1 protein-coding gene is annotated in these 2905 nt (G+C 72.0%); it reads left to right on the top strand.

All coding sequences use genetic code 11. The features are described 5' to 3' along the window. The coding region (locus EHS43_RS41695) for a beta-N-acetylglucosaminidase domain-containing protein (RefSeq protein ID WP_125195697.1) at window positions 1-2844 on the top strand (2844 nt) is incomplete at its 5' end. Between the last annotated feature and the right edge of the window lie 61 nt (window positions 2845-2905).

Here is a 2905-nt window from a genome sequence, read left to right as displayed (position 1 = left end):
GTCGTGGAGGCGGCGCTGCGGGCGGCCGGGGCGGAGCACATCACGAGGGTCGACGCCGGTGACCGGCTGCCCCCGTCCGGGCTGACCCTCTACCTCGGCGGCCCCGGCGAGAACCCCGCCACCGCCCGGGCCCTGACCCGCCTGGCCGCCGGCTCCCCGTCCGGCCTCCCCTCCGGCGGATACGTCCTGGCGGCGGGCCGCAGCCACGGCCGGGCCCTGCTGGCCCTGTCCGGCGTCGACACCACCGGCACCTTCTACGCCGCCCAGACCCTGCGCCAACTCCTGTCCGGCCAGCGCGAGTTGCCTGCGGTCAAGGTGCGCGACTGGCCCACCGCCGCCCTCCGCGGAGTCATCGAGGGCTTCTACGGCACCCCCTGGACGCACGCCGAGCGGCTCGCCCAACTCGACTTCTACGGGCGTACGAAGCAGAACGTCTACGTCTACTCCCCGAAGGACGACGACTACCTGCGCGCCCGCTGGCGGGACGAGTACCCGGCGGCGGAGCTCGCACGGCTGCGGGAGCTGGTCGACCGGGCGGACACCGACCACGTCCGCTTCACCTACGCCCTCTCCCCCGGTCTGTCGGTGTGCTACTCCTCCGCCGCCGACGCCCGGGCCCTGACCGCCAAGTTCGACTCGCTGTACGCCATCGGGGTCCGCTCCTTCGCGATCCCGCTGGACGACATCAGCTACACGAAGTGGAACTGCCCCGAGGACGAGCGGGAGTTCGGCACGGGCGGCGGTGCGGCCGGGGCCGCGCAGGCCCATCTGCTGAACACCGTGTGGCGGGACTTCTCCGCCACGCACCCCGGCATCCAGCCGCTGGAGACGGTCCCCACCGAGTACTCCGACCTCGCGGACTCCCCGTACAAGAAGGCCCTCCGGGAGCAACTGGACCCCTCCGTGGTCGTGGAGTGGACCGGTGTCGGTGTCATCGCGCCCACCCTCACCACCGACCAGCTGAAGCAGGCCCGCGAGGTCTACGGCCACCCGGTCCTGGTCTGGGACAACTACCCGGTCAACGACTACGTCACCAGCCGTCTGCTGCTCGGCCCCTACACGGGCCGCGAGCCGGGCGTGGCGGGCGCTGCCGCCGGCGTGACCGCCAACCCGATGGTCCAGGGCGAGGCGAGCCGGATCGCCCTGTTCACCTCGGCCGCCTATCTGTGGAACCCGCACGCCTACGACCCGCGCCGGGCGTTCCTCGCCTCGGTGCGGGACCTCGCGGGACCGGGCGCCGCCCCATGGCTGCGGATCTTCGCCGAGAACAACTACTCCTCCGCGCTCGACTCCACCGAGTCCCCGACCCTCACGAAACTGATCGCCGCCTTCCGCAGGGCCTACGAGCAGGACAGCGGGCTCGACCGGGTCGCGGCGGCCCTCACGGGCTACTTCGCCGACATGGCGGCCACCCCCGCCGAGCTGCGCGCGCGCCTCGGCAACCCGGGTTTCCTGGACGAGACCTCCGCCTGGCTCGACAAGCTCGGCCGCTACGGCGACGCGGGCGGGACGGCCGTGCGGCTGCTACTGGCCCACAAGGCCGGTGACACGGACGCGGTCTCGACGTACTGGAGGCAACTCCAGCGCGACCGGAAGGAGTTGGACGCCATACCGCAGCAGGTCTCGCCCGGTGTGATGGACCAGTTCCTGTACACGACGATGCTGGAGAACGCCCCCGACCCCGCAGTGGACGCGTCCTTCTCCCCCGCCTCCCTCTCCCTGAAGCCCGGAGCCTCCGCCACCGTCACCCTCGACCTCTCCGACGCCCGGGGGAAGGCGGTCAGTTGGAAGCTCGACGTGCCGGACGGCGTCACCGCCACGCCCTCGGAAGGCACGAATACCAAGGCCACCATCACCCTCACGGGCAGGACGGAGGGCGTGCACTCGGTCGTCGTCGAAGGCACCGGCATCCTCGACCGGGCCCTGCCGGTCCAGGTCACGGAAGGCACCGGCACACCCCGAGCCCTGACGGCGAACTTCAGTGGCGCGTCGGTGAGTTCGATCGACCTCACCTCCGGCACGACGACGAACATCGCCGTCGGCGCCAATCCCGGCGAGGTCGTGGTGAGCGCGGACGGCCGTACCGCGTACGCGGCGAACCAGGGCAGCGACACGGTCAGCGTGATCGACGTGGCGAGCAGCAAGGTCACCGCCACGGTGGCCGTGGGCAAGGTCCCTGCGGGCCTGGCGCTCACCCCGGACGGCGGCACCCTCTGGGTCGCCAACTACACGGACGGCACCGTGCAGTCGATCGACACGGCCACTCTGAGGACCGGCACACCGGTCCCGGTCGGTGACGGCCCGGAGAACATGGCGATCACCCCCGACGGCGGCACCCTCTACGTGGCGAACATCCACGACAACACCGTCACCCCCGTGGATCTGGCCACCGCCGAGGCGGGCACGGCGATCCCGGTGGGCCCCAGCCCCTTCAACGTGGTGGCGGCCCCCGACGGCAGGAGGGTCTACGTCTCCAACTCGGGCGGCTCGACCGTGACCCCGATCGACACGGCGACGAACGACACGGAACCGACCCTCCTGGTCACCGGCCAGGCCTACGGCCTCGGACTGTCCCCGGACGGCCGCACCCTGTGGGTCAGCCCGAGCAACGGCGACACGATCACCCCGGTGGACACGGTGACCGGCGCCCCCGGCACCACGGTCGAGGTCGGCAGGTCGGCCTTCGACGTGTCCCTCGACTGGAACGGCGGCAGGGCCTACGTGACGACGGCCGACGGCAACACCCTGGTACCGGTGGACACGGCGACCGGCACCGTCAGGTCCCCCCTGGCAACCGGTGCGTACCCGTTGGCCGTTGCCCTGACTCCGCTACCTGTGAACTGAGGGTCGGGCAACCCACCCAGGGGCGCGGGGAGCCTGCGGCCGGCCCTCACCGGCCGCAGGC

The sequence above is a fragment of the Streptomyces sp. RP5T genome, from assembly GCF_003933965.1.
Lineage (GTDB): Bacteria > Actinomycetota > Actinomycetes > Streptomycetales > Streptomycetaceae > Streptomyces.
The sequence above is the reverse complement of the archived record's forward strand: the minus strand, read 5'-3'. Positions and strand labels throughout refer to the sequence as shown.